The following is a 23,204-nucleotide window of genomic DNA, read 5'->3' as shown; positions in this document are numbered from 1 at the left end:
GCTCGGACGGGCTGGGCTCGGGGCGGCCGTGCAGGCCCGGCTCGGGGCGGTCGTCAGCGGGCTTAGGCTGGGGGTTGGCCCACTCGAACGGGCTGCTTTGCCGAACGGAGCCCCTGCGATGCCCATCGTCCCGCCGACGCACTCCGTCGAACGCTCGCTCCGCCGGGCCGGCGCCAAGGTCGTGGTGGGCCTGGACGAGGTGGGACGCGGTGCCTGGGCCGGGCCGGTCACCGTCGGCGCGGCCGTCACCGGACTGCGCAAGGCGCCCGAGGGGCTGACCGACTCCAAGCTGCTCACCGAACTGCGCCGCAGGGCACTCGCGCCGGTGCTCGCCGACTGGGTCACCGCGTACGCGCTCGGGCACGCCTCACCTCAGGAGTGCGACGAGCTCGGCATGACGGCAGCGCTGCGGCTGGCCGCCGTCCGCGCGCTGGAGGCGCTGCCGGTCGAGCCCGACGTGGTGATCCTGGACGGCAAGCACGACTACCTTGGCGGCCCCTGGCGGGTGCGCACGGTGATCAAGGGCGACCAGTCCTGCATCTGCGTCTCCGCCGCCTCGGTGCTGGCCAAGGTCCGCCGCGACGGAATGATGGCCGAACTGGGCGAGGCGTACCCGGATTACGGCTTCGCGGAGAATGCCGGCTATCCGTCCCCGGTGCACCGCGCCGCGCTGGAGGAGTACGGCCCCACCGAGCACCACCGGCTCTCCTGGGCCTACATGGACGCGTTGCCGAAGTGGCGTCACCTCAAGCGCGGCCGGGACGTCGTGGGCGTGGTTCAGGGATCCGCCGACGAACAGTTGACGCTCGGTTTCTGACGGTCAGTCTGGAATTGTCCCGGGTATGGGTGGCGGCGTCCGGTGCCCAATGGGTGGGGTGCTCGTGCGCGTCCGACCGGCATTTGATAGATATCCGGGTATGCCTGTCTTCCCCGAGGAGCCGGAGATTCACGAGAGCCTCCCGGGCCCCGGCGTTCCCTTCCCCCGCGAGTCGGACGCACAAGCCCTCCATGCGCCTGCCACCGGCGGCGCGCCCGCCACCGCACCCACCACCGTCACCGCCGCACCGGCCCCGGTGCCCGGCCCCCGTCCGGCGCCCCCGCGACCGGCTCAGCCGCGCACCGACCGTTCTGGCCCGCCGCGTCTGATCCCCAAGCCGGGACCGGCGCCGCGCCGCCCGGCCGCTGCCACGCCGCAGGTCGAGGTCCAGCGGATCGCCGCCACCCCGGCCCAGGCGCTGGAACGCGCCGACGACGCGGTCGACCAGCTGCTGGACTCCGGCCGCAACCCGGGCGACATCCTGGTGCTGACCGTCGGCGGGGCGCACCCCTGGCAGCAGCACGAACTCTCCTTCGGCGAGGAGCGCTACTGGGCGCAACTCGCCGAGGGCGGGGACGTGTTCTACGCGGACGCCGCGCTGACCCGTCCGGTCCGCCGCGAGGTGGTCGTCCTGGTGGTCAACGGCGGTTCGCCCACCCGGACCGCCGAGGCGTACACCAAGGCGCTCGCCCGCGCGACCGGCCTGCTGGTGGTCTGCGGGGAGGCCGGCCCGGCTGCCACCGGTGTTGCCGGTGCCGCACCGGGGCGCCGGGTCACGGCCTGACATTCGTTCCCGCTCCGGGCCCGACGCCTCACGGTGCCGGGCCCGGAGTCCGTCCGAGGTGACCCGCCCCGCCGCGCGTCGGCGCGGAACCGGGCGTGCCGGACGCACCGGACGTACCGGACGTGCCGGACGGGCGTCGTACGCCGCGTCTGTCGGTGCCCGTCGGCGTGTTCGGCGACCGCCCGTCAGACTGCGGTCCCAGGGTCCGCCGGGCTGGCGGTGCCCGTCGGCGCCGTTCAGCGGGTGCCGGTGCGGCGGCTCGGTTCGACGGCCGTGACCCGCGCCGGGGTCCACGGGGGCTCGGATGAGTGGGAGCGCGGCGGAGCGTCGACGCGCTTGGCCTGCTCGGCCGCCTGCTGCCGGGCGCGCTGACTGCGCGGGGCGTCGTCGAGCGCCGACCGGGGCGGCAACTCCGTCACGGTGTGCACCGGCCCGTCCGCCCATGAACCCGCATGCGGATTGCGTCCACTGCGCCCGTGGCCGAGGATCTGCCAGCCCGCCAGGGTGAGCCCGATGTACGAGCCGCAGCGCAGCCCGTGCAGCACGGACGCGTCCCGCAGCGCCCACATCCAGGCACCGTCCTGCTCCGTCCAGCCGGGCGCGCCCTCACGGCAGCGCAGCAGCACGGCCGTCCGGGTCGGCTCGGGCTGGCGCAGGTCGTGCGGAATGATCCGGCGCAGGTGGGCCAGCAGGTCGTTCCGGTGCTGCCAGCCGTCAGTGTCGTGCGGCCAGGGCGTGAACGAGGCCGAGGCGGCCAGGTGGTGGAGCGCGTCCAGGACCGCGACCACGACCGTGCCCGGCTGGGGCAGGTGGCGCTGGTGCAGTTCCAGGACGAACTCGCGCGGATCGCGCAGCAACGGGATCGCCGAGGCGGTCCAGGTCTCCAGGTCGAGCAGCCGTCTGGGCGACGAACTCCCGGAGAGGGGATGTTGACCTCGGCCGATACCGTTGATCACGATCCTCCTTCCTGGCCCGTGGGCAGGCGGGTGCCTGGGTACGCCGAAGGGCGGGTCCAGCGGACCGGATTTCGGGTACCCCCCAATTCTCGGGGCAACGAGGGCGGACCGGCAATGATGAAATGATGAACGCCACCCGAAAGCCCATGATCTGCCGGATATGTTCCACGGCCGCCCGAGTGTTGCCGAGGTGGCGCCCGGCCTTGATCCACACCTCGCAAAGGGCATGGTGAAGCGCGTTCGGCATGGTGGGCACTCCTTTCCCGGGCCGGTCCGCGATGTGATCGAAATCGCCCTGTCGGCTCCTTTCTGTTAGGCCATTCGGGTGAGGGTGGTTGTGGCCGGAGACGCTCTGCCCGCGGCGGTCGGCCGCGGCCCGCTCACCCCTGCACGGCCAGGACCAGCGGCAGCACCGCGCTCGCCCCGGCCCGGCGCAGCAGCCGGGCGGCCACGGTGACCGTCCACCCCGAGTCCACGAGGTCGTCCACCAGCAGCACCGGCCCGCCGGCCGCCGCCACCGCCTGCTCCAGCTCCGGAGGCAGCATGAGCGCCCCGGCCAGCGAGTGCAGCCGTTGGGCGCTGTTGCTACGGGCCCCGTGCGGCGGCAGCCCACCCGCGTACTCGATCCTCCCGAGCAGTGGCAGCCGCCCGATCTCGGCGATCCGCGCGCCGAGGCTGCCGACCAGCTGGGGGCGGGTGGAGCAGGCCATGGTCACCACGCCGACCGGCCGCTCCAGCCGGGTGCCCTCCGCCGTCGCCGGCCCGGCCCAGCCGCCCGGGCCGCGCGCCCAGTCGGCCAGCACCGCCACCAGCGCGTCCACCGCTTCGCCAGGCACCGGCACGTCCGGCGCCTGCTCGGCGAGCAGGGTGCGCAGCCGGTTGCCCCAGCCGATGTCGGACAGCCGGCCGAGCGCCCGTCCGGTCTCCGCCTGCTCGCCCGCCGGGATCCGGCCCTTGAGCGGCACCCCGAGCGCGTCCATCCCGGTGGGCCAGAGCCGGCGCGGCTCGAAGCTCACGCCCGGGCGGCCGAGCGCGGCCCGGGCCGCGGCCAGCGTCTCGGCCGAGACCTCCGGAGTGTGCAGCGGGCCCGCGCAGTTGTCGCACCGCCCGCACGGCGCGGCCTGCTCGTCGTCCAGCTGGCGGCGCAGGAACTCCATCCGGCAGCCGGTGGCCGCCGCATAGTCGCGCATCGCCCGCTGCTCCGCATCCCGGGAGGCGGCCACCTTGGCGTAGCGGGCGGTGTCGTACTCCCAGCTCTGCCCCGTGGCCGTCCAGCCGCCCTTGACCCGGCGGACGGCGCCGTCGACGTCCAGCACCTTGAGCATGGTCTCCAGCCGGGCGCGGCGCAGGTCCACCCGGGGCTCCAGGGCGGCGGTGGAGAGCGGGCGGCCGGCGTCGGCCAGAGCGTCGATGGTGCGGCGCACCTGCTCCTCCGGCGGGAAGGCCAGCGAGGCGAAGTAGCGCCAGATCGCCTCGTCCTCGCGCCCGGGCAGCAGCAGCACCTCGGCGCGGTCCACCCCGCGCCCGGCCCGGCCGACCTGCTGGTAGTAGGCGATCGGCGAGCTGGGCGAGCCAAGGTGGACGACGAAGCCGAGGTCGGGCTTGTCGAAGCCCATGCCGAGCGCGGAGGTGGCGACCAGCGCCTTGACCCGGTTGGCCAGCAGGTCGGCCTCGGCGGTGCGGCGCTCGGCGTCCTCGGTGCGGCCGGAGTAGGAGGCCACCGGGAAGCCGCGCTCGCGCAGGAAGGCCGTCACCTCCTCGGCCGCGGCCACCGTCAGGGTGTAGACGATGCCCGAGCCGGGGAGCCGGTCGAGGTGGTCGGCCAGCCAGGCCAGCCGGTGCGCCGGGTCGGGCAGGGCGAGCACGCCGAGGGTGAGGCTCTCCCGGTCGAGCGGGCCGCGCAGCACCAGGGCGTGCTCGTCGGTGGTGCCGGTGCCGAGCTGCTCGGCGACGTCCGCGGTGACCCGGGCGTTGGCAGTGGCGGTGGTGGCCAGCACCGGGACCCCGGGCGGGAGGTCCGCGAGCATGGTGCGCAGCCGCCGGTAGTCGGGGCGGAAGTCGTGGCCCCAGTCGGAGATGCAGTGGGCCTCGTCGACCACCAGCAGGCCGGTGGAGGCGGCGAGCTTCGGCAACACCTGGTCGCGGAAGTCCGGGTTGTTCAGCCGCTCGGGGCTGACCAGCAGGATGTCGACTTTCCCGGCGGCGACCTCGGACTGGATCTCGTCCCACTCCTCGGTGTTGGCCGAGTTGATGGTGCGGGCGTGGATACCGGCCCGGGCCGCTGACTCGACCTGGTTGCGCATCAGGGCGAGCAAGGGGGAGACGATCACCGTCGGCCCGGCGCCGCGGGCGCGGAGCAGGGCGGTGGCGATGAAGTAGACCGCGGACTTCCCCCAGCCGGTGCGCTGGACGACCAGTGCGCGGCGGTGGTCGACCACGAGGGCCTCGATGGCCGTCCACTGGTCCTCGCGCAGGGCGGCGGCGGGGCCGGCCAGCTCACGGAGGACGGCCTCGGCCCGCGCCCGGACCTGGTCGCGGTCGGCGGTGGCGGTGGTGTGGATGTCGGGCTGCTGCATGGCGTCGATGTAACCCCATGGCGCCGACAAGGGGCGAATGCGGGTGAGGCGCGGGAGCGGAAGGCGGAGTGGATTTCATCCATTGATCCGCTGAACGGCTGTCAAAATCCACTCGGAGGAGTGTGTGTCGTGTGCTCCGAATGGGCGATGAGAAATTCGGGGCCCGAGTTATCCACAGGAAAAAAAGACGTTCGGCGCCCATTGTCGGATTGCGTCCACTCTTGCGGCCATGAACGCGATGAACAACGAACACGTCATCCTGTCCCTCGGCCCGGCTTCCGAGCAGCGGCCGGTCGTCATGCGCGGTCCGGCCGACATGGCCGAGCTGTTGCCCTATCTCCTGGGGTTCTACCCCGACGACAGCATCGTCGCGGTCGGCCTCCAGGGCCCCGACCTGCACCAGGGCGGAGTCATCCGGGCGGACCTCCCGGCCTCGCCCGCGGACTGGCCCGCGGCGGCGGAAGAGACGGCCGCCCTGCTGGTCGCCCTCTCTGAGCGTCACGGCAGCCGCCCGCTCCAGGTGCTCCTCTACCTCTGCCAGGATCCGGTTCCGGCGCACGCCCCGCCGGTGGTGGAGGGCCTGCGGCCGCTGGCCGACCACCTTCGGGCGGCCTTCGGGCGCAGGGGAGCGGCGGTCAAGGAGTCGCTGTGCGTCTCGGACGGCCGTTGGTGGTCCTTCCTCTGCCGCCGTGAGGGGTGCTGCGATCCGGCGGGCAACCCGGTGCGGCGCGGGCCCGATCCGGGCCCGGCGGCCGCCGCCGCGACGGTGGCGGGCCTGGTGTCGCGCGGCAGCCGCAAGGCGATCATCGGCGGGCTCGTCCCGGTCGGCCCGCCGGAGGACGCCGCCCAGCGCGAGGCGCTCGCCCGGGCCGAGGCCGCCGTTGACTCGGTCTCCCGCGAGCAGGGCATCGAACTGCTGGAGCAGGCCTTCGCCGAGTTCGCGGCCGGTGCCCGGGAGCTCGACGAGGAGCGGACGGCCCGGCTGCTCCTCGCCCTGCGGGACCGCCTCACCCGGGACCGCGGCGTCGAGTACGTCCGGCCCGCCGAGCTCGCTCCCGCCGAGCGGCTCTGGCGCTTCCTCGCCCGGCGCGCCGTGCCGCCGTACGAGGGCTGTGCGGTGGCCCCGCTCACGCTGCTGGCCTGGGCCTCCTGGGTCGCCGGGGACACGGCGACCGCCCGGGTGGTGCTCGGCCACGTGCTGCGGCTCGCCCCGGGCTACCTGTTGGCCGAGCTGCTGTACGAATCGATGAACGACGGCATGACGCCCGGGGCGCTGATGGCCGCCGTCGAGGCCCAGCGACGGCGGCGCGAGGAGCGCGCGGGCAAGTCGGCCACCGAGCCCGATCCCGTTGTGGACGGAGCGCCTGGGCCGGGGCCCGCCCCGGGCGCGGGCGAGGCCCCCGAGCGTCCCGACGAGCGGCCCGGACCTGCCGGCGGCGGGCGCCGACGCCGACGGGGCGCCCACCGGAAGGGCACGGCCACGACGTCGGCCCGGACCGATCGCGGCCCCGCCGGGCCCAGTGGCTCCGGGAGCTCCGACAGCTCCGCCGAGCAGGGGTCGGACGGGGGCGGGCCCGGGCCGGTGGCCCTGCTCCCGGCGTCAGGGTGTGGCCCGGCGTCAGGGTGCGGTCCGGCGGTCGGGCGGCGCCCTGCCCGGGGCGTGCGGCTCGGCCGGGCGACGGCGTGCGCGTCGGCCGCCGTCCGGTCCGGTGGCGGGCTCCATCGGTGCCGGGGCACCCGGCATGCGGAGAGAGGGGCCCGCCGTGCGCATTGAGCCGCTCGCCGCCCCGCCGGGCCCGGGCTGCTACACCTCGCCGTGGGCCATCTTGATCAGCCGGTCCAGCACCTTGCCGCCGCTCACCCGCAGGCCGTCGTGCTCCCACTCGTTGGTGATCCAGGTCCGCAGGCCGCGCACCGCGCGGGCGGTTGCCAGCGAGTCGGCGGTGTCCACGTACATGTCGTCGTGGTATACCGCCGCCACGACCGGCACGGTGTTGGCGGCCAGCCGGGCCGGGTCGTACAGGTCGGGCCAGCCGGTGCGGGCGGCGAGCAGGTCCGCGGTCTCCTTCAGCGGGCGCAGCGCCGGGTCGGTGTCGAACATCCAGGGGTAGATCATCTCCCCGGTGAACAGCACCGGGGCGCCGGACTCCAGCGAGGCTCGGGCGTCGAACTGCGGGAACTCCTTGCGGACCCGCTCTGCCGACCAGCCGGTGCCGCCTTCGTCCACCGAGCGCTGGCCGTAGATCGACTCGTGCAGCAGGGCGTAGAGCGGGCCCTCGGCGAAGGAGAGCCGGGCCTGCACGCCGGCCAGGAAGGTGTCGGAGAGCTCGGCCCCGGCCGGGCCCTCCACCCAGGACTCCTCCAGCAGGTAGTGCAGGGCGCCGGAGCCGCTGCCGCCGCCGAGCATGAGTCCGAGCGACTGGAAGGCCTCGACGGTCAGCAGCCCGCCGCCGGGCAGGGTGGTGGGGGAGTCGGCGAGGTGGGCGGCGATCCGCCGCACGGCCTCGACGTCCTGCGGGAAGCGGGCGTAGTGGTCCTCGTTCTTGCTGACGACGCGGGGGTAGGCGGCGCGGTAGACGTCGTCGGCCGAGCTGCCGAGGCCGGAGAGGCCGCCGGTGATGAAGGCCTCGGTCAGGCCCTCCGGAGCGAAGGAGAGGTAGGTGAGGGTGCAGAAGCCGCCGAAGCTCTGGCCGAGTACGCTCCAGCGCTTGCCGGCGCCGAGCAGCCGGTGGCGGATCAGCTCGGCGTCCCGCACGATCGAGTCCGCGCGGAAGTGCGCCAGGTAGTCCGCCTGCTCCTGCGGGCCGCCGCGGCGGGCGAGGGTCTGCCGGGTCGCGGGCGTGGACCGCCCGGTGCCGCGCTGGTCGAGCAGCAGCACCCGGTAGTCGTCCAGGGCGCGGTCCAGCCAGGCGTCCCGGCCGAGCGGGCGGGCGGCTTTGCCGCCGGGCCCGCCCTGGAGGAAGACCAGCCAGGGCAGGTCGTCCTTCTCACGGCCGCAGGCCACCACCTCACGGGCGTACACCCCGATCTGCTCACCGTCGGGGGCGGAGTGGTCGAGGGGGATCTGGAAGACGTGGTCGGTCGTGACAATCCCGGGCAGCCGGCTGACGGTGGACATGCAACTCCTCGGTCTCTGCTGGTCACAGCGATTGCGTCGCGGTTCACGGGGTCACCGGGTACGGGCGCCGCGACCTCCGCACCGTATCCTGGCGGCGGTCGAGCACCGGTTCGACCGCCCCCCGGGCGGGCAGCCCGCGGCGGCCACGCCCACCGCTCCGAACGGCGCCGGAGCCGGCCTCAGCTCATGGACGGTGACGGGCCCGCGGCGAGGCCCTGAGCAACGGCCCGGCGGAGGCCGGGGGAGGCGACGCGACGGCCCGGCGGGCCGGGTGCGACCGGCGACCGCCACGGCGGGGCGTGACCTGACGGCGGTGTGCGACGTTCACCCCGGGGGCCCTGCGCCCGTACGGTGTCCGACCGACGCCCGGTTCCGGGCAGCCGCCCGCCCGGCGGTGTGGACCGGCCGAGCGAGACCGCCGGCCCGACGGGCGCGGGCCACGGGGGTGGGGCGCCACGATCGGGGCGTCCCCGGCAGGGCGTCCCCGGCAGGCCCGGGCACCGGACCTGGCGGCGTGGCCGGGCACGATGGCGTGCCCGACGCGGAGGCGCGGCGCGCCGGTACCTGCTCGGTACCGGACGTCGCATGGCACGGCCCACCGTCGGGTACGGCCAGACACGGAACACCGCCGGCGGGAGAAATCCCGTCGGCTCGGCACCATCAGCACGCGACCGAGCATGCTCGCGGCCCACCGGCCCTGACCGGCCACCGGACCGCCGAGGGGAGGAGAGTCCGGTGACCGCCATGAGGCCACTACAGGCCATGCCGGCCGAGAGCGTGGTCGGCGCGCCCAGACCGGCCGGCCGGCCCGAGCAGATGCCGGCGCCCGGGCCGACGGGCGCACCCGTCGCTCAGGGCCGGCCCGCGGCCTCGCCGCGCCCCCAGCCCCCGGCCGTCCACCATGCGGTGCTCTGCGTCAACGCCCCCGCGATGGCCGCCTCCGGCCCCGACGGCCAGTTGCGTGGCCACGGACTGCACGGCTTCTACCGCAATGGCGTCCGGGTGGTCGCCCGGATGGAGCTGCGGCTCGGCGGCATGGAGCCGCTGCCGCTCCAGGGCACCCAGACCAGCGCGGCCCAGGCCCGCTTCCTCGGCGCCGTCCGCCTGCCCGGCGACCTCGACCCGGACCCGGCGCTCACCGTCGAACGGCTGCGCCACGCGGACGGCGTGGAGACTGTGACCGTGCGCAACACCGGGGCCCGGCCCGCCCGGCTGCCGCTGGAGATCGCCCTCGGCACCGACCTCGGCCCGGTCGCCGAGATCGCCGCCGGGCACCGCCCACCCGACCTGCCGGGACAGGTGCAGTCCGCCGGGCTGCGCTGGGCCGGCCCGGTGCACAGCGCCGTGGTCAGCGCCAAGCCCTCCCCGCACGCCGTCCTGGCCGGGGCCGGAGTGCTCCGCTGGGACCTGGAGGTCCAGCCCGGCGCCCGCTGGTCGGTCGAGCTGCGCGCCGAACTGGAGAGCGCCCCCGGCGGCCCGCGCCCGCCGAGTGGGCGCGGTACCGGTGTCCCGCTGCCCTGGGCCGAACCGGAGGTGCGCAGCGACGACTCCCGGGCCGCCCTGCTGGTCGCCCGTTCGCTGGACGCCCTCGGCGGGCTGCTGTTCGCCGACCCGGACCGCCCGACCGACCTCTACCCGGCCTCCGGCGCACCCTGGCGCTTCGGTCTCGCCCCGGCCGACGCGCTCTGGGCCGCCCGACTGACCCTCCCGCTCGGCACCCGGCTCGCCGCCGGCACCCTGCGCGCGCTGGCCCGCCGTCAGCAGCTCGCCCCTGCCCCCGGGCGGGTCGAGGGCCTGCTGCCCGGCGCCCTGCGACACGGCGGCCCGGAGCTGCCGCCCACTTGCACCGCTACCGAGGCCACCCTGCTGTTCGTCACCGTGCTGGCCGAGGCCTGGCGCTGGGGGCTGCCCCGAGGGGAGGTTGCCGAACTGCTCCCGGCCGCCGAGCGGGCCCTGGCCACCCTGCGCGAGGGTCTGGTCGACGGCTTCGTCACCGACCTGAGCCGCCCGGTGGAGGACCGCGCCGCCCACCCGGTGGCCGCGCGCGCGGAGGTCCAGGCGCAGGCCCATCGCGCCGCCCTGCACGGCGCCGAGCTCCTGGAGGCCTTCGGCCGCCCGGGCGCCGAGGACTGGCGGAGCTGGGCCGCCGGGCTGCGCGGCCGCTTCCGCGAGCGGTTCTGGATCGACGACCTCTCCGGCGGCCGCCCCGCCGCCGGACTGGCCCCGGGCGGTCAGCCGCTGCCGGCCGTCGCGTCCTCCCTGGTGCACCTGCTCGACACCGGGCTCGCCGATGGCGGCGGGCGGCACGAGAGCCTGCTGGACCGCGAGCAGACCAGGCTGCTCGCCCAGCGCCTGGTCGCGCCGGAGCTGGACAGCGGCTGGGGCCTGCGCACCCTCAGCGCCAAGTCCCCCCGCTTCAACCCGCTGGGCCACCGCGGCGGCGCGGTGCGGATCCATGAGACGGCGCTGGCGATCGCCGGACTCGCCGAGGCCGGCCACGAGAACGAGGCCGGCACTCTGCTGGAGGGCTTGCTCGCCGCGTCCGCCCACCTCGAGGGCCGGCTGCCGGAGATGTACGCGGGGGAGCAGCGCACCCCCGGCTGCCCGCCGGTGCCGCACCCCGCCGCCTGCCGTCCGGCGGCGGTTTCCGCGGCCGGAGCCGTCCACGCGGTGTTCGCGCTCGCCGGGGTCCGACCCGACGTCCCGGGCGGCCGGGTGCTGGTTCGCCCGGCCAGCACCACCCCGCTCGGCGAACTGGAGCTGACCGGTCTGCGGGTGGCGGGTGAGCCCTTCTCGGTCCGGGTCAGCCGGATCGGCGTGGCGATGGTGGAGGAGGCCTCAGTGGACCTTCAGCTGGTGGCCCGCTGACACCGGGCCCGACCGCGCCCGCCTGTCGGCCCCGGGCCTGCTTGCCGGCGCCGCGCGCCCGCCGGCCGGCGCCGCGCCCGCCCGTGCGCGAACCGTGTCCGGGCGGGCGCGGTCACCGGCGCTGCGCACCCCGTGCACGGACCTGTGCTTATCGTCAGAGAGACGACTATGATCGTCGCCATGTCGCGTTACGATCCGTCGGCCTTCCCCCCATTCGCTGTCACGGTTGACCTGGTGGTGCTGACGGTGCGCGACCACTCGCTCTGCGCCCTGCTGGTCAGACGGGGTGAGCCGCCCTACCAGGGGTACTGGGCGCTGCCCGGCGGCTTCGTCCGCCCGGACGAGGGCCTGGCCGAAGCCGCCTCCCGCGAGCTGGCCGAGGAGACCGGCCTGCGCGCCCACTCCGCCCCCGGTCACGACGCGGTCGGCCCCGGTGCGGCCGGCGCCCACCTGGAGCAGCTCGCCACCTACGGCCACCCGCAGCGCGACCCCCGGATGCGCGTGGTCAGCGTCGCCTACCTGGTGCTCGCCCCCGACCTCCCGACCCCCCGGGCCGGCGGTGACGCCAGCAGCGCCCGCTGGGCCCCGGTAGGCGAACTCCTCGGCGAGAGCCCGGTCGACGGCGTCCCGCTCGCCTTCGACCACGGCCTGATCCTGGCCGACGGCGTGGAGCGCGCCCGCTCCAAGATCGAGTACTCCTCGCTCGCGACCGCTTTCTGCCCGACCGAGTTCACCGTCGGTGAGCTGCGCCGCGTCTACGAGGCCGTCTGGGGCGTGGTCCTCGACCCGCGCAACTTCCACCGCAAGGTCACCGGCACCCCCGGCTTCCTGCTCCCCTCGGGCGGCACGACGACCCGTCAGGGCGGCCGCCCGGCCCAGCTCTTCACGGCGGGCGGCGCGACCGTCCTCAACCCGCCCATGCTCCGCCCGGAGTCCTGAGCACCCTGGGGCCCCGGAGCCGTCTTCGCGGGGCCGCCGAACGGCCCCGGTCCGGAGGCCGATGCGGTGCCGCCGGCGCACAGTGTCGGTGGACGCTTCGGTCGCCGGACCGCAGCCCTTTGGATCTAGGGAGCCTCGTGATGGCCGTCGACGATATCTGTGCCAGACAGCGAGCCGGCATCGAGAGTTTGGTGGCGGAACGCAAGAGTCTCATCGCGACCACCACCAGAACCGAGCGGCAGCTGGCCGCCCTGAAGGCCGCGCATGCCGATCCGGCGACGATCGCCTCCGTGCAGGAGACGCTGAGCGCCGAGCAGGAGCAGTTGGCCGAGATCGCCGTCGCGGGCAAGGCCGCCGTCGAGGAGTTCCAGGGGGAGTGCGTCGGCCAGCCGCTCCCGAGGGGAGCCTCGGCCTTCCTGTGACGGCCACGGCACCGGCCACTGGTCGGGCGCCGACGGCCCCCGGAGCACGCGCGCCCGTGAATCGCAGGATCGGATTGTCCCCTGATCGGGTGAGGCGGGCGGCCGGTGGGCCCGTGGCGGTTCGGTAATGCCCGGAATCGGCGGTGCTGACCCCTAATGTGCTGGCGTCGAGCAGGTCGGCCGAGGGCATGGGAGCAGCCAGCGATGATCCAGATCACCGGACTGACCAGGGTGTATCGCAAGGGCGCCCCGCCCGCCGTACTCGATCTGACCTTCGACGCCCGGCCCGGCATGGTGACCGTTCTGCTCGGTGACGAGGGAGCGGGCAAGTCCACGGCCCTGCGGCTGATGCTCGAACTGGAACGCGGCCAGGGCATCACGCTCTTCAACGGCCGTCCCTACCGGCGGATCCGCCGCCCCGAGCGCGAGGTCGGCGTTCTGCTGCCCGGGCCGGGGGAGGGGGCCGCGGCGGTGGCCGGGCACCCGGGGCGCAAGGCGTCTGGCCACCTGCGGATGCTGGCCGCGGCCGTCGGCGTCCCCGCGCGGCGCGCCGACGAGCTGCTGGAGCAGACCCGGCTGGCCGCCGTCGCCGGGCGGCGGCTGCGTATCTTCTCGCCCGGCATGCACCGCCGGCTCGCTCTGGCCGCCGCGCTGCTGGGCGACCCCGGCACGCTGCTGCTGGACGCGCCGACCGAGGGCCTGTCGCCGCGCAACGCCGAGTGGTTCCACTCCTTCCTGCGCTCCTTCGCGGTCGCGGGCGGAACGGTCCTGGTGACCACCCGCACCCCGCAGGAGGCCGCGCGGCTGGCGGACCGGGTGGTCACCCTGGACCGCGGCCGTCTGGTGGCCGACCAGCCGGTCTCGGAGTTCTGCCGGACCAGGCTCAGCCCCGAAGTCGCCGTCCGGGGGCCGCAGATGGCGCGGCTGGCCGACCTGCTGGTCAGCCATGGCGCCGAGGTGCGCCGGGACGGCGGCGCGGGCCTCGCGGTGGCGGGCATCGAGCGCACCGAGATCGGTGAACTCGCCTACCGCCACGGGATCCTGCTGCACGAGTTGGCCGACCGGGTGGTCGAGCAGCTGGCGCCCCGGGCCGCCCTGCCGGTCCCCTCCGGGCGCTCCGGCCAGCTCCGCCTCCAGCAGACGGCCGAACCGGCCCCCGAAGCGGAGCCGAGCCCCGAGCCCAGTGCGGACCGGTACCCGGAGCCGCACCCCGAGCCGCACCCGGACCCGCACCCCGAGCCGCACTCGGACCCCGAGCTGACCCACCAGCCCGTGGTCGCCGAGCCCGCTACTCAGGGCCGTTCCCGGGACGACGCCTCCCTGCCCGCCCGCGCGCTGCCCGTCGCCGCTGTGACGGCCGCCCTCCCGACCCTCGGCGCCGCCGTCCAGTCCGACCCCGCCCCCACCGTCGCCCTGGACCGGCTCGTCCGCGACCAGCCCGCCCCGGCGCCGGACCCCGCCCGGGCGAGCACCACCGCCCCGGCAAACGCCATCGCCCCGAGCGCCGGCGCCCCGACCGGCGCCACCGCTCCGTCAGACGACTCAGCCCGCACCGAAGCCCAGCCCCCGCGCCGGCGTCAGAGCGCCGCCGACCTGCTCACCGACGACACCGTCCGCCTCGGCCGCCTCACCACCATCAAGGCCCCCACCACCCCCGACGACCACCGGAGCGAGTGAACCGTGCGTGTCCTGGCCTACGAGCTGCGCCGCCTGCGCGGCCTGCGTTCCACCTGGCTGCTGCTCGCCGCCGTACTGCTCTGCGACGCCGTCCTGGCCGCCGTCCTGGCGAGCCAGGCCCCGCCCGGCCAGCTGGCCGGGCGGGCCGGGGTGCGGCTGCTGACCGCCGCCGTCCCGCTGATCCCGCTGCCCTTCGCGGCGCTCGGAGCCGGCGTGCTGGGCGCGCTCTCGTACGGCCACGAGGTCCGCCACCCGGGGCTGGCGGCCTCGCAGGTGGCGTACTCGCGCCGGGTGCGGCTGCTCCTGGCCAAGCTGCTGGTGGTCGCCCCGGTGGCGGCGCTGCTGGCGCTGGCCACCCTGCTGCTCGACACGGTGGCCGTGCACCTCGCGCTGCCGGCCGGGGTGACGGTGGCGGCCTGGTCGGACCCGGCCGCGCTCTCCGGGCATGCGTCCGGGGCGCTGGCCGCCGCCGGGCTGAACGCCCTCGGCGACCTGCCGGGCGTGTTCGCCCCGCTGGCGCTGGTGGCCGGGCACGGGGTGCCGGCCGCGCTGCTGGCCTTCGTCCTGCTGACCGTGGTGGCGGGCTGGACCGGCGTGCTGACCGCCTCGCTGACCCGCAGCGCCGCCGCCGGGGTGCTGCTGCTGTGTGCGCTGCCGCCGCTGCTGGAGTCCGGCGTGGCCCTGCTGCTGCGCTGGACCGGTCGCCCGTGGCCGGGCCGGGCGGCCGAGCTGCTGCCGTTCCAGTCCGGCATCGAGTGGGCCTACGGCTTGGTGTACGGGGCAGCGCGCGGGGCGGCGGCCGGCAGCCCGGCGTTGACGGACCCGGCCTTTCTCGCGGCGGTCGCGGCCCCGGTGGCGACCCTGCTGCTCGCGGCCCTGCTCGTCCAGGCCCGCCGCCGCGCGCTGTAGCGCCCGCAGCGGGACCGCAGGCGGCGCAGGCAGCGTCGGCAACCGGCAGGCCGCCCCGAACCACCAAGATCGACCAGCAGTGACCGCAATGTGCGGTTCTTCCTGATAAGAAGTCAATTATCCAGTCACGGTCGATCACCCTTTCGTGTGCTTTTCACGAGAATTCTCAAGCTGCGCCTGCCGATCGCCGACAAAGGAGGCGTGAGTACCCTTGCGCACCCCACCATGACCCCCGCCCGTTCCGCCGAAGGGCCCATCCCCGGCTCCGGCGACCTGGACCGCTTCTCGTACGCCGACCGGCCGACGCCGCCGGCGCCCCGCTGGGAGGGCGCCGAGTCCGACATCGCCCGGGTCGGCCGCAAGACCACCAGCAGCCGCGGTCGCGGTTTGCACGGCCAGCTGGTCCAGCAGCTAGGCCAGATGATCGTCTCCGGCGACCTCGGCGCCGACCGTCCGCTCGTGCCCGAGGAGATCGGCCAGCGGTTCGAGGTGTCCCGGACCGTCGTCCGCGAGTCGCTGCGCGTGCTGGAGGCCAAGGGCCTGGTCAGCGCCCGTCCGAACGTCGGCACCCGGGTCCGCCCGGTCAGCGACTGGAACCTGCTGGACCCGGACATCATCGAGTGGCGAGCCTTCGGCCCGCAGCGGGACGAGCAGCGCCGGGAGCTGTTCGAGCTCCGCTGGGCGATCGAGCCGCTGGCCGCCCGGCTCGCGGCCGGCCACGGCCGGGAGGACGTCCAGCAGCGACTGGTCGAGCTGGTGGAGATCATGGGCCATGCCGCCGCCCAGGCCGACCTGTCCACCTACACCCGGGCCGACGCCGAGTTGCACGGCCTGGTCCTGCAGATGGCCGGCAACCGGATGCTGGAGCACCTGTCCGGGATCGTCTCCTGCGCCCTGCAGGTCTCGGGCGGTCCGGCGATCTCCTGCGAGCGGCCCTCCGAGTCCTCGGTCGGCCTGCACGCCCGGCTGGTCGACGCGCTGGGCACCGGCGACGGCACCGCGGGCGAGGCCGCGATGCGGGCGCTGCTCACCGTCCACCCCGAGATGGAGCCCTCCGTCCCCGCGCCCCGGGAGCACTGAGCGGGCTGTTCTCGACGAGCGGGCACGCCGGATGCGGCCCGCTCCTGCAGGGCCCTCCGGCCGCACCGCGCGGCGCAGCCGGAGGGCTTCTGCGCAGCGGTGGTGGCCCGAGAACCCGCGACGGTCACCCGGCCCCGGCCCCGCCGTCCAGGTCCGCGGGGCGACAGCCCGGCACCGCGCCGTCGCAGCCCCGACGCTATGTCCCGTCCATGACAATCAACTGCGGAGCGAGTGCGCGATGATGGATCCAGGCCCCGGGGCCGTGGGCGCCGAGCGGTGTGACCCGCGACACGAAGGCCATGCGTAACACTTGACGAGTAGCAGCGATGTGTCCTGAGCGGGAGCAGCTCCGGAATACTCCAACATGTCAGAATGCTGTGTTGGTCCGCGGCGCTGCTGCCGTCCTGCAAACCCAGTCCTCAAGCCCGAGTCGGTCGGAATCGACACCGCGCGTCCGGCGCGCGATCTCCTTCCCCGCCCGCTCGGGCGGCCGGTACGGGTTCGAGTCCACTCATCGTCCGAGAGGTTGTTCGTGTCGGCCAGCACATCCCGTTCGCTTCCCCCCGAGATCGCCGAGTCCGTGGCTCTGCTGGCGCTCATCGAGCGGGGCAAGGCCCAGGGGCAGATCGCCGGTGACGACGTGCGCCAGGCGTTCGAGGCGGACCAGATCCCGGTCACCAAGTGGAAGAACGTCATGCGCAGCCTCAACCAGGTGCTGATTGAGGAGGGGGTGGACCTCATGGTCAGCGCGGCCGAGCCGGCCGGCGCCAAGCGCAAGAGCGTTGCTGCCAAGAGCCCCACCAAGCGCACCGCCACCAAGGCTGTCACCACCCGGACCCCGGCCGCCCCCTCGGCCCCGACCAAGCCGCCCGTGCGGATCGCCCCCGGCGCGCCCGTCGCGGCTCCGGCCGTCGCCGCCGCCGCCGCGGCCCCCGCCCCCACGGTCTCCGCCGAGATCACCGTCGATGAGGCGACCGGTTCGGTCACCGAGGTGAAGGCGGCTCCGGCCAAGAAGGCCGTCCCGGCCAAGAAGACCGTGGCCAAGAAGACCGCCGCGCCGGCCAAGAAGGCCGCCGCCAAGAAGACCACCACCGCCAAGGCCGGCAAGGGCGGCGACGAGGAGCTGCTCGGCGACGAGGAGCTGCTCGAGGAGGTCGCGCTGCCGGGCGACAAGGCCGAGGCCGAGGGCCCGGAGGAGGAGTCGGAGGGCTTCGTCCTCTCCGACGACGACGAGGACGACGCGCCGGCCCAGCAGGTCGCCGTCGCCGGTGCCACCGCCGACCCGGTCAAGGACTACCTGAAGCAGATCGGCAAGGTCCCGCTGCTCAACGCCGAGCAGGAGGTCGAGCTCGCCAAGCGCATCGAGGCCGGCCTGTTCGCCGAGGACAAGCTCTCGGCCGCCGACAAGCTCGCCCCGAAGCTCAAGCGCGAGCTGGAGATCATCGCCGAGGACGGCCGCCGGGCCAAGAACCACCTGCTGGAGGCCAACCTCCGCCTGGTGGTGTCGCTGGCCAAGCGCTACACCGGTCGCGGCATGCTCTTCCTGGACCTGATCCAGGAGGGCAACCTCGGTCTGATCCGTGCGGTCGAGAAGTTCGACTACACCAAGGGCTACAAGTTCTCGACGTATGCCACCTGGTGGATCCGTCAGGCGATCACCCGCGCCATGGCCGACCAGGCCCGCACCATTCGCATCCCGGTGCACATGGTCGAGGTCATCAACAAGCTGGCCCGCGTCCAGCGCCAGATGCTCCAGGACCTGGGCCGCGAGCCCACCCCGGAGGAGCTGGCCAAGGAGCTCGACATGACCCCCGAGAAGGTCATCGAGGTCCAGAAGTACGGCCGCGAGCCGATCTCGCTGCACACCCCGCTGGGCGAGGACGGCGACAGCGAGTTCGGTGACCTGATCGAGGACTCCGAGGCGGTCGTCCCGGCCGACGCGGTCTCCTTCACCCTGCTCCAGGAGCAGCTGCACTCGGTGCTGGACACCCTCTCCGAGCGCGAGGCCGGCGTGGTCTCGATGCGCTTCGGCCTGACGGACGGCCAGCCGAAGACGCTCGACGAGATCGGCAAGGTGTACGGGGTCACCCGTGAGCGCATCCGCCAGATCGAGTCGAAGACCATGTCGAAGCTGCGCCACCCGTCGCGTTCCCAGGTGCTGCGCGACTACCTGGACTGATCGGCCGTACGACGGCGCTCGCCCACGGCAAGTGCGGCGAGCGCCGCGAGCACAGCGCGCAACGAAGGCCCGGAGCCGTACGGTTCCGGGCCTTCGGGCTGTTCGGCGCCGGGTTCGTCAGCGTCCGAGTGGTGCTTGTCGCTCGTCCGGGTGGCGCCGTCGCCGGAAGCGGTCGCACAGCGTAGTTGATCACCTACGCTGTGTCGGTTGCCTGCTGCCGAGCCTTCTGGAGTCACGGTGCCGACCGACCCGGACCGCACTGATCTGCCGACCTCCGCCCCGCCCCGGGCCGACTTGGCCACCGTCCGTACGGGCCGTCGCCGCCGACGGGCCGCCGCGCTGGCGCTGCTCGCCGCCGTGCCCGTCCCGCTGGTCGCCCTCGGCTCGGCCGGCCCGGCCGAGGCGCAGCGCCGGGTGGTCGGCGGCAGCACCGTGAGCACCGCGGACCACCCGTGGATCGTGGCGCTGTCCAGCCGCCAGCAGTTCGGCAGCGGGCGCTCCGGCCAGTTCTGCGGGGGAGCGCTGGTCACCCCGACCAAGGTGGTGACGGCGGCGCACTGCTTCTACGACGAGGCCAAGGGGCGGGTGGACCGGCCGGGGCTCAAGGTGATCGTCGGCCGGGACGACATGCGCGGCTCGGCCGGCCACGAGGTGGCCGTCCGGTCGGTCTGGCTCCACCCCGACTACAACTTCGCGGCGAACATGAACGACGTCGCGGTGATCACCCTCGCCGCCCCCCAGGGCGCCCGGCCGGTGGTCGAGCTGGTCGGCCAGGGCGAGAGCGCGCCGTACGCGGCCGGGACCAGGGCGCAGGTGTACGGCTGGGGTGACACCAGCGGGCGGGGCGACTACTCGCCGGTGCTGCGCGGGGTGGACGTTTCGATGGTCTCGGACCAGACCTGTGCGCACGCCTACCCGGGCGGGCAGGACGGCAAGTTCGACGCCCGCGGCATGGTCTGCGCGGGCGAGGAGAAGGGCGGCAAGGACGCCTGCCAGGGCGACAGCGGCGGCCCGCTGATCGTCGGCGGCAGACTGGTCGGCCTGGTCTCCTGGGGGACGGGCTGCGCCGAGGCGGGCCACCCCGGCGTCTACACCCGGGTGTCCTCGGTCACGGACGCGGTTCGCTCGGCACTGTGAGCGTCGCCGCGAGTGATGGAGCGGTGACGTTCTGACGCCGTTTCGGATCCGGCCGACCCCGCGGCGGTGCTCCGAGGGCGAACGCGGGAGAGGCGTCCGGAGAACAGCTGAGCCGGGTGGCCGGACCCTTCGGGGGTCGGCCACCCGGCTCGCCGGTCGCGCGCGGTGCGCGACCGGACACAGCTCGACGCTGGCTGCTGGTTGCGGCGCCTGGGATCAGCGCTCGTCTTCGGCGGCCGTGGCGGTGGGGCTGGTGAGACGGCCGCTCTCGTCCTGTATCTCCACGGCGATCTTCTTGAGCTCGGGCTCGAACTTCCGGCCGTGGTGGGCGCAGAAGAGCAGCTCTCCGCCGCTCGCGAGTACGACGCGCAGGTAAGCCTGGGCGCCGCACCGGTCGCAGCGGTCAGCCGCGGTGAGCGGGCTCGCAGGTGTCAGAACAGTAGTCACGTCGCCTCTTCTCTAGCTCGACGAGCTGTCGTACCAGGGTCAACATCCAACCAGGCCGAAAACGTTCCCGCTCGTGGCTTTTCTTCTCTGAGGATTCTGCTGTGTTGATGAGGACGTGCCCCGGGCGTCGGTGGTTCATGCGTGCCGAATCCCGGGATCCGCCCGTCGCTCGAACGCCCGATCGGGATCGGGTCCGAGGTCCGCGTAGCATAATCCTCTGCCGGGTTGGAGCATAAGCCCCGTCCCGGGCCCCGGTAGCCTGCATAACGGCAGTTCCGGAGGCTGCGCCGGACCCCACGATCCGCCAGGACCGGTGGTACCGGGAGGAGATGGCGCCCCCGGGGCCCACACTCGGGCGCGGTCCTTGTTCGCGCAGCGCGTACAAGCTGCGCGGGACCGGCCCGTCGTGCTGTGCACCCGGCGCAGGGGTGCGAGCGCACAGAGCGACGACTGTCGGTGCGGCGTGCTGCACTGGCGGTTGGTCCGGATGCGTCCGGATGTGACCGATGAGACAGATCTTCACCGAGGAGAGTGCCGCGTGAGTGCCGAAACGACCGTGCCGTCCGCGCTGCTGGCCGGCGACGACGGTTCCAACTACACCGCGCGGCACCTGCTCGTCCTGGAGGGCCTGGAGGCGGTCCGCAAGCGCCCCGGCATGTACATCGGCTCGACCGATAGCCGCGGCCTGATGCACTGCCTCTGGGAGATCATCGACAACTCCGTCGACGAGGCGCTGGGCGGCCACTGCGACCACATCGAGGTCGTGCTGCACCCGGACTCCTCGGTCGAGGTCCGCGACAACGGCCGCGGCATCCCGGTCGACGTCGAGCCCAAGACCGGGCTGTCCGGCGTCGAGGTCGTGATGACCAAGCTGCACGCCGGCGGCAAGTTCGGCGGCGGCTCCTACGCGGCCTCCGGCGGTCTGCACGGTGTCGGCGCCTCCGTCGTCAACGCGCTCTCCGCCCGCCTGGACGTCGAGGTCGACCGCAGCGGCCACACCCACGCGATCAGCTTCCGCCGCGGCACCCCCGGCATCTTCACCGAGGCCGGTCCGGACTCGCCCTTCGAGCCGGCCAACGGCCTCAGCAAGAGCCGCAAGGTGCCGAAGGCCCGCACCGGCACCCGGATCCGCTACTGGGCCGACCGGCAGATCTTCCTCAAGGACGCCAAGCTCTCCCTGGAGAACCTGCACAACCGCGCCCGGCAGACCGCCTTCCTGGTCCCCGGCCTGACCATCGTCGTGCGTGACGAGCGGCTCACCGAGAGCGAGCAGGTCGAGGAGTCGGTCTTCCACTACGACGGCGGCATCGCCGAGTTCTGCGAGTTCCTGGCCCCCGACAAGCCGGTCTCCGACGTGCTGCGGCTGCACGGCGAGGGCACCTTCAAGGAGACCGTGCCCGTCCTGGACGAGCTCGGCCACATGACCCCCACCGAGGTCACCCGCCACCTCGGGGTGGACATCGCGCTGCGCTGGGGCACCGGTTACGACACCACCCTGCGCTCCTTCGTCAACATCATCGCCACCCCCAAGGGCGGCACCCACGTCACCGGCTTCGAGCGCTCGCTGGCCAAGACCGTCAACGAGGTGCTGCGCGCCAGCAAGCTGCTGCGCGTCGCCGAGGACGACATCACCAAGGACGACGCCACCGAGGGCCTTACCGCGGTGGTCACCGTCCGGCTCGCCGAGCCGCAGTTCGAGGGCCAGACCAAGGAGGTGCTCGGCACCTCGGCGGCCAACCGGATCGTCGCCGCCGTCGTCGCCAAGGAGCTCAAGGCCTTCCTCACCTCGGCCAAGAAGGACCAGAAGCTGCAGGCCCGGGCCGTGCTGGAGAAGGTGGTCGCGGCAGCCCGCACCCGGGTCGCCGCCCGCCAGCACAAGGAGGCCCAGCGTCGGAAGACCGCGCTGGAGACCAGCTCGCTGCCCGCCAAGCTGGCCGACTGCCGCAGCGACGACGTCGACCGCAGCGAACTGTTCATCGTCGAGGGCGACTCCGCGCTCGGCACCGCCAAGCTCGCCCGCAACTCCGAGTTCCAGGCGCTGCTGCCGATCCGCGGCAAGATCCTCAACGTGCAGAAGGCCTCGGTGAGCGACATGCTCAAGAACGCCGAGTGCGCCGCGATCATCCAGGTCATAGGAGCCGGCTCGGGCCGCACCTTCGACATCGACCAGGCCCGCTACGGCCGGGTCATCTTCATGGCCGACGCCGATGTCGACGGCTCGCACATCCGCACCCTGCTGCTCACCCTCTTCCACCGCTACATGCGGCCGATGGTCGAGCAGGGCCGGGTCTTCGCCGCCGTGCCGCCGCTGCACCGGATCGAGCTCACCAACCCCAAGCGCGGCCAGGAGAAGTACCACTACACCTACTCCGACGCCGAACTGCGCTCCACCCTGCTGGAGTTCCAGCGCAAGGGGATGCGCTGGAAGGAGCCGGTGCAGCGCTACAAGGGTCTGGGCGAGATGGACGCCGACCAACTGGCCGAGACCACCATGGACCCGCGTCACCGCACGCTGCGCCGGATCAACCTGGGCGACCTGGAGCAGGCCGAGAAGATCTTCGACTTGCTGATGGGCAACGACGTCGCCCCGCGCAAGGAGTTCATCGTGGACTCGGCGGCCACCCTGGACCGCTCGCGTATCGACGCCTGATCCCGGCAGTGCGCGAGGGCCCTCCACCCACGGGTGGAGGGCCCTCGCGTTCCGGGGTCCACCCGGGGTCCACCTCGGCTCCGATCAGCGGGAACCGTCGGATCCGTAGCGTCGGAGGGGTCAGAACAAGCCTCTCCTCGGGACGGATGATCCGATGACTGCCGTAGCCAACCTCCTCGTGATCGCCGCGGTGATGGTCCTGGTGGTCCAGCGCCAGATGCGCGTCCAACGCCTGGACACCGAGCGCCGCTTCTGGTTGCTGCCGCTGATCCTGGGCGTGCTCGCGCTGCGCGATCCGCAGATCATCGACCACCAGCACACCGCGCTGTCGGCCGCCCTGCTGGCCGCCGGAATGGTCACCGTGCTCGCGATGGGCACCGTCTGGGGCTGGACCGTCCGGATCTGGCGGGCCGCGGACGGCACCGTCCTGCTCAAGGGCACCAAGGCCACCCTGGCCGCCTGGGGTGGGATGATCGCCATCCGGATCGGGCTCTACGCGCTCGGCTCGGCCCTGGGCGTCCATCAGGCGGGCAGCGCGCTGATGCTCGGCATGGCGGTCCTGCTGCTGGTCCGCTCGCTCGTGGTGAACTGGAGGGCCCGGACGCTGGAGCCCGCGCAGACCACCGCCGTCCTGCACTGACCCAC

At 74.0% G+C, this 23,204-nt stretch carries 17 protein-coding genes; 13 read left to right on the top strand and 4 right to left on the bottom strand.

All coding sequences use genetic code 11. The annotated features are described in order from the left end of the window. Positions 1–118 precede the first annotated feature (118 nt). Both ACZ3UD_RS25815 and ACZ3UD_RS25810 read left to right on the top strand, forming a co-directional pair. A complete protein-coding gene (locus tag ACZ3UD_RS25815; RefSeq protein ID WP_465592204.1) occupies positions 119–817 on the top strand; it encodes a ribonuclease HII in 699 nt (232 codons plus the stop codon). Between the two features lie 100 nt (positions 818–917). Further along, a complete protein-coding gene (locus tag ACZ3UD_RS25810; protein ID WP_465592201.1) occupies positions 918–1,601 on the top strand; it encodes a hypothetical protein in 684 nt (227 codons plus the stop codon). A 236-nt stretch (positions 1,602–1,837) separates the two neighbouring features. On the opposite strand, the gene ACZ3UD_RS25805 is transcribed toward ACZ3UD_RS25810, so the two are convergent. Both ACZ3UD_RS25805 and ACZ3UD_RS25800 read right to left on the bottom strand, forming a co-directional pair. Continuing rightward, positions 1,838–2,560 carry a hypothetical protein gene (locus tag ACZ3UD_RS25805; protein ID WP_465592375.1) on the bottom strand — a complete coding sequence of 241 codons (723 nt, stop codon included), beginning with the start codon at positions 2,558–2,560 and terminating at the stop codon, positions 1,838–1,840. A 377-nt stretch (positions 2,561–2,937) separates the two neighbouring features. Continuing rightward, entirely contained in the window at positions 2,938–5,133 is a 2,196-nt protein-coding gene (locus ACZ3UD_RS25800; RefSeq protein ID WP_465592198.1) for a RecQ family ATP-dependent DNA helicase, read from the bottom strand. A gap of 229 nt (positions 5,134–5,362) precedes the next feature. Here ACZ3UD_RS25800 and ACZ3UD_RS25795 point away from each other — a divergent pair, with 229 nt between their 5' ends. Beyond that, complete coding sequence (locus ACZ3UD_RS25795) at positions 5,363–6,907, top strand: DUF4192 domain-containing protein (RefSeq protein ID WP_465592195.1); 1,545 nt, start codon at positions 5,363–5,365, stop codon at positions 6,905–6,907. A gap of 30 nt (positions 6,908–6,937) precedes the next feature. Here ACZ3UD_RS25795 and ACZ3UD_RS25790 read toward each other — a convergent pair whose 3' ends face one another. Next, on the bottom strand, positions 6,938–8,251 hold the full coding sequence (locus tag ACZ3UD_RS25790) for an alpha/beta fold hydrolase (protein ID WP_465592192.1): 1,314 nt from the start codon (positions 8,249–8,251) through the stop codon (positions 6,938–6,940). Between the two features lie 744 nt (positions 8,252–8,995). On the opposite strand from ACZ3UD_RS25790, the gene ACZ3UD_RS25785 reads away from it, so the two are divergent. From ACZ3UD_RS25785 to ACZ3UD_RS25750, 8 genes are all read left to right on the top strand, one after another. Next, positions 8,996–11,119 (top strand): amylo-alpha-1,6-glucosidase, encoded by a 2,124-nt coding sequence (locus ACZ3UD_RS25785; RefSeq protein WP_465592372.1) that lies wholly within the window; start codon positions 8,996–8,998, stop codon positions 11,117–11,119. Positions 11,120–11,299: 180 nt separating this feature from the next. After that, complete coding sequence (locus tag ACZ3UD_RS25780; RefSeq protein ID WP_387620383.1) at positions 11,300–12,058, top strand: NUDIX hydrolase; 759 nt, start codon at positions 11,300–11,302, stop codon at positions 12,056–12,058. Between the two features lie 140 nt (positions 12,059–12,198). Further along, positions 12,199–12,480, top strand: coding sequence for a hypothetical protein (locus ACZ3UD_RS25775; protein ID WP_465592188.1), 282 nt, complete (start codon positions 12,199–12,201; stop codon positions 12,478–12,480). Between the two features lie 204 nt (positions 12,481–12,684). Next, positions 12,685–14,157 carry an ATP-binding cassette domain-containing protein gene (locus ACZ3UD_RS25770; protein ID WP_465592185.1) on the top strand — a complete coding sequence of 491 codons (1,473 nt, stop codon included), beginning with the start codon at positions 12,685–12,687 and terminating at the stop codon, positions 14,155–14,157. 3 nt (positions 14,158–14,160) lie between these two features. Next, positions 14,161–15,066, top strand: a complete 906-nt coding sequence (locus ACZ3UD_RS25765; protein WP_465592182.1) for a hypothetical protein — start codon at positions 14,161–14,163, stop codon at positions 15,064–15,066. Positions 15,067–15,213: 147 nt separating this feature from the next. Beyond that, positions 15,214–16,146 carry a FadR/GntR family transcriptional regulator gene (locus ACZ3UD_RS25760; RefSeq protein ID WP_465592179.1) on the top strand — a complete coding sequence of 311 codons (933 nt, stop codon included), beginning with the start codon at positions 15,214–15,216 and terminating at the stop codon, positions 16,144–16,146. A 532-nt stretch (positions 16,147–16,678) separates the two neighbouring features. Continuing rightward, complete coding sequence (locus ACZ3UD_RS25755) at positions 16,679–18,325, top strand: RNA polymerase sigma factor (RefSeq protein ID WP_465592176.1); 1,647 nt, start codon at positions 16,679–16,681, stop codon at positions 18,323–18,325. A gap of 237 nt (positions 18,326–18,562) precedes the next feature. Continuing rightward, entirely contained in the window at positions 18,563–19,462 is a 900-nt protein-coding gene (locus ACZ3UD_RS25750) for a S1 family peptidase (protein ID WP_465592173.1), read from the top strand. Positions 19,463–19,678: 216 nt separating this feature from the next. Here ACZ3UD_RS25750 and ACZ3UD_RS25745 read toward each other — a convergent pair whose 3' ends face one another. Next, positions 19,679–19,909 (bottom strand): DUF7455 domain-containing protein, encoded by a 231-nt coding sequence (locus tag ACZ3UD_RS25745; protein ID WP_465592170.1) that lies wholly within the window; start codon positions 19,907–19,909, stop codon positions 19,679–19,681. Between the two features lie 538 nt (positions 19,910–20,447). Here ACZ3UD_RS25745 and ACZ3UD_RS25740 point away from each other — a divergent pair. After that, the gene (locus ACZ3UD_RS25740) at positions 20,448–22,559 is read left to right on the top strand and encodes a DNA gyrase/topoisomerase IV subunit B (protein WP_465592167.1); all 2,112 of its coding nucleotides are present in this window, start codon (positions 20,448–20,450) and stop codon (positions 22,557–22,559) included. A 154-nt stretch (positions 22,560–22,713) separates the two neighbouring features. Further along, on the top strand, positions 22,714–23,199 hold the full coding sequence (locus tag ACZ3UD_RS25735; RefSeq protein WP_465592164.1) for a DUF1453 domain-containing protein: 486 nt from the start codon (positions 22,714–22,716) through the stop codon (positions 23,197–23,199). The last annotated feature ends 5 nt before the right edge of the window (positions 23,200–23,204 follow it).

It is taken from the genome of Kitasatospora sp. NPDC023118, from assembly GCF_055560875.1.
This window is presented reverse-complemented; position numbering and strand designations above follow the sequence as displayed.

What these genes read in the sequence shown, in the direction of transcription:
- ACZ3UD_RS25795 (WP_465592195.1), top strand. Translation starts at nt 5,363, where the DNA reads ATGAACGCGATGAACAACGAACACGTCATCCTGTCCCTCGGCCCGGCT.
- ACZ3UD_RS25770 (WP_465592185.1), top strand. Translation starts at nt 12,685, where the DNA reads ATGATCCAGATCACCGGACTGACCAGGGTGTATCGCAAGGGCGCCCCG.
- ACZ3UD_RS25775 (WP_465592188.1), top strand. Translation starts at nt 12,199, where the DNA reads ATGGCCGTCGACGATATCTGTGCCAGACAGCGAGCCGGCATCGAGAGT.
- ACZ3UD_RS25780 (WP_387620383.1), top strand. Translation starts at nt 11,300, where the DNA reads ATGTCGCGTTACGATCCGTCGGCCTTCCCCCCATTCGCTGTCACGGTT.
- ACZ3UD_RS25810 (WP_465592201.1), top strand. Translation starts at nt 918, where the DNA reads ATGCCTGTCTTCCCCGAGGAGCCGGAGATTCACGAGAGCCTCCCGGGC.
- ACZ3UD_RS25790 (WP_465592192.1), bottom strand. Translation starts at nt 8,251, where the DNA reads ATGTCCACCGTCAGCCGGCTGCCCGGGATTGTCACGACCGACCACGTC.
- ACZ3UD_RS25785 (WP_465592372.1), top strand. Translation starts at nt 8,996, where the DNA reads ATGAGGCCACTACAGGCCATGCCGGCCGAGAGCGTGGTCGGCGCGCCC.
- ACZ3UD_RS25800 (WP_465592198.1), bottom strand. Translation starts at nt 5,133, where the DNA reads ATGCAGCAGCCCGACATCCACACCACCGCCACCGCCGACCGCGACCAG.
- ACZ3UD_RS25735 (WP_465592164.1), top strand. Translation starts at nt 22,714, where the DNA reads ATGACTGCCGTAGCCAACCTCCTCGTGATCGCCGCGGTGATGGTCCTG.
- ACZ3UD_RS25815 (WP_465592204.1), top strand. Translation starts at nt 119, where the DNA reads ATGCCCATCGTCCCGCCGACGCACTCCGTCGAACGCTCGCTCCGCCGG.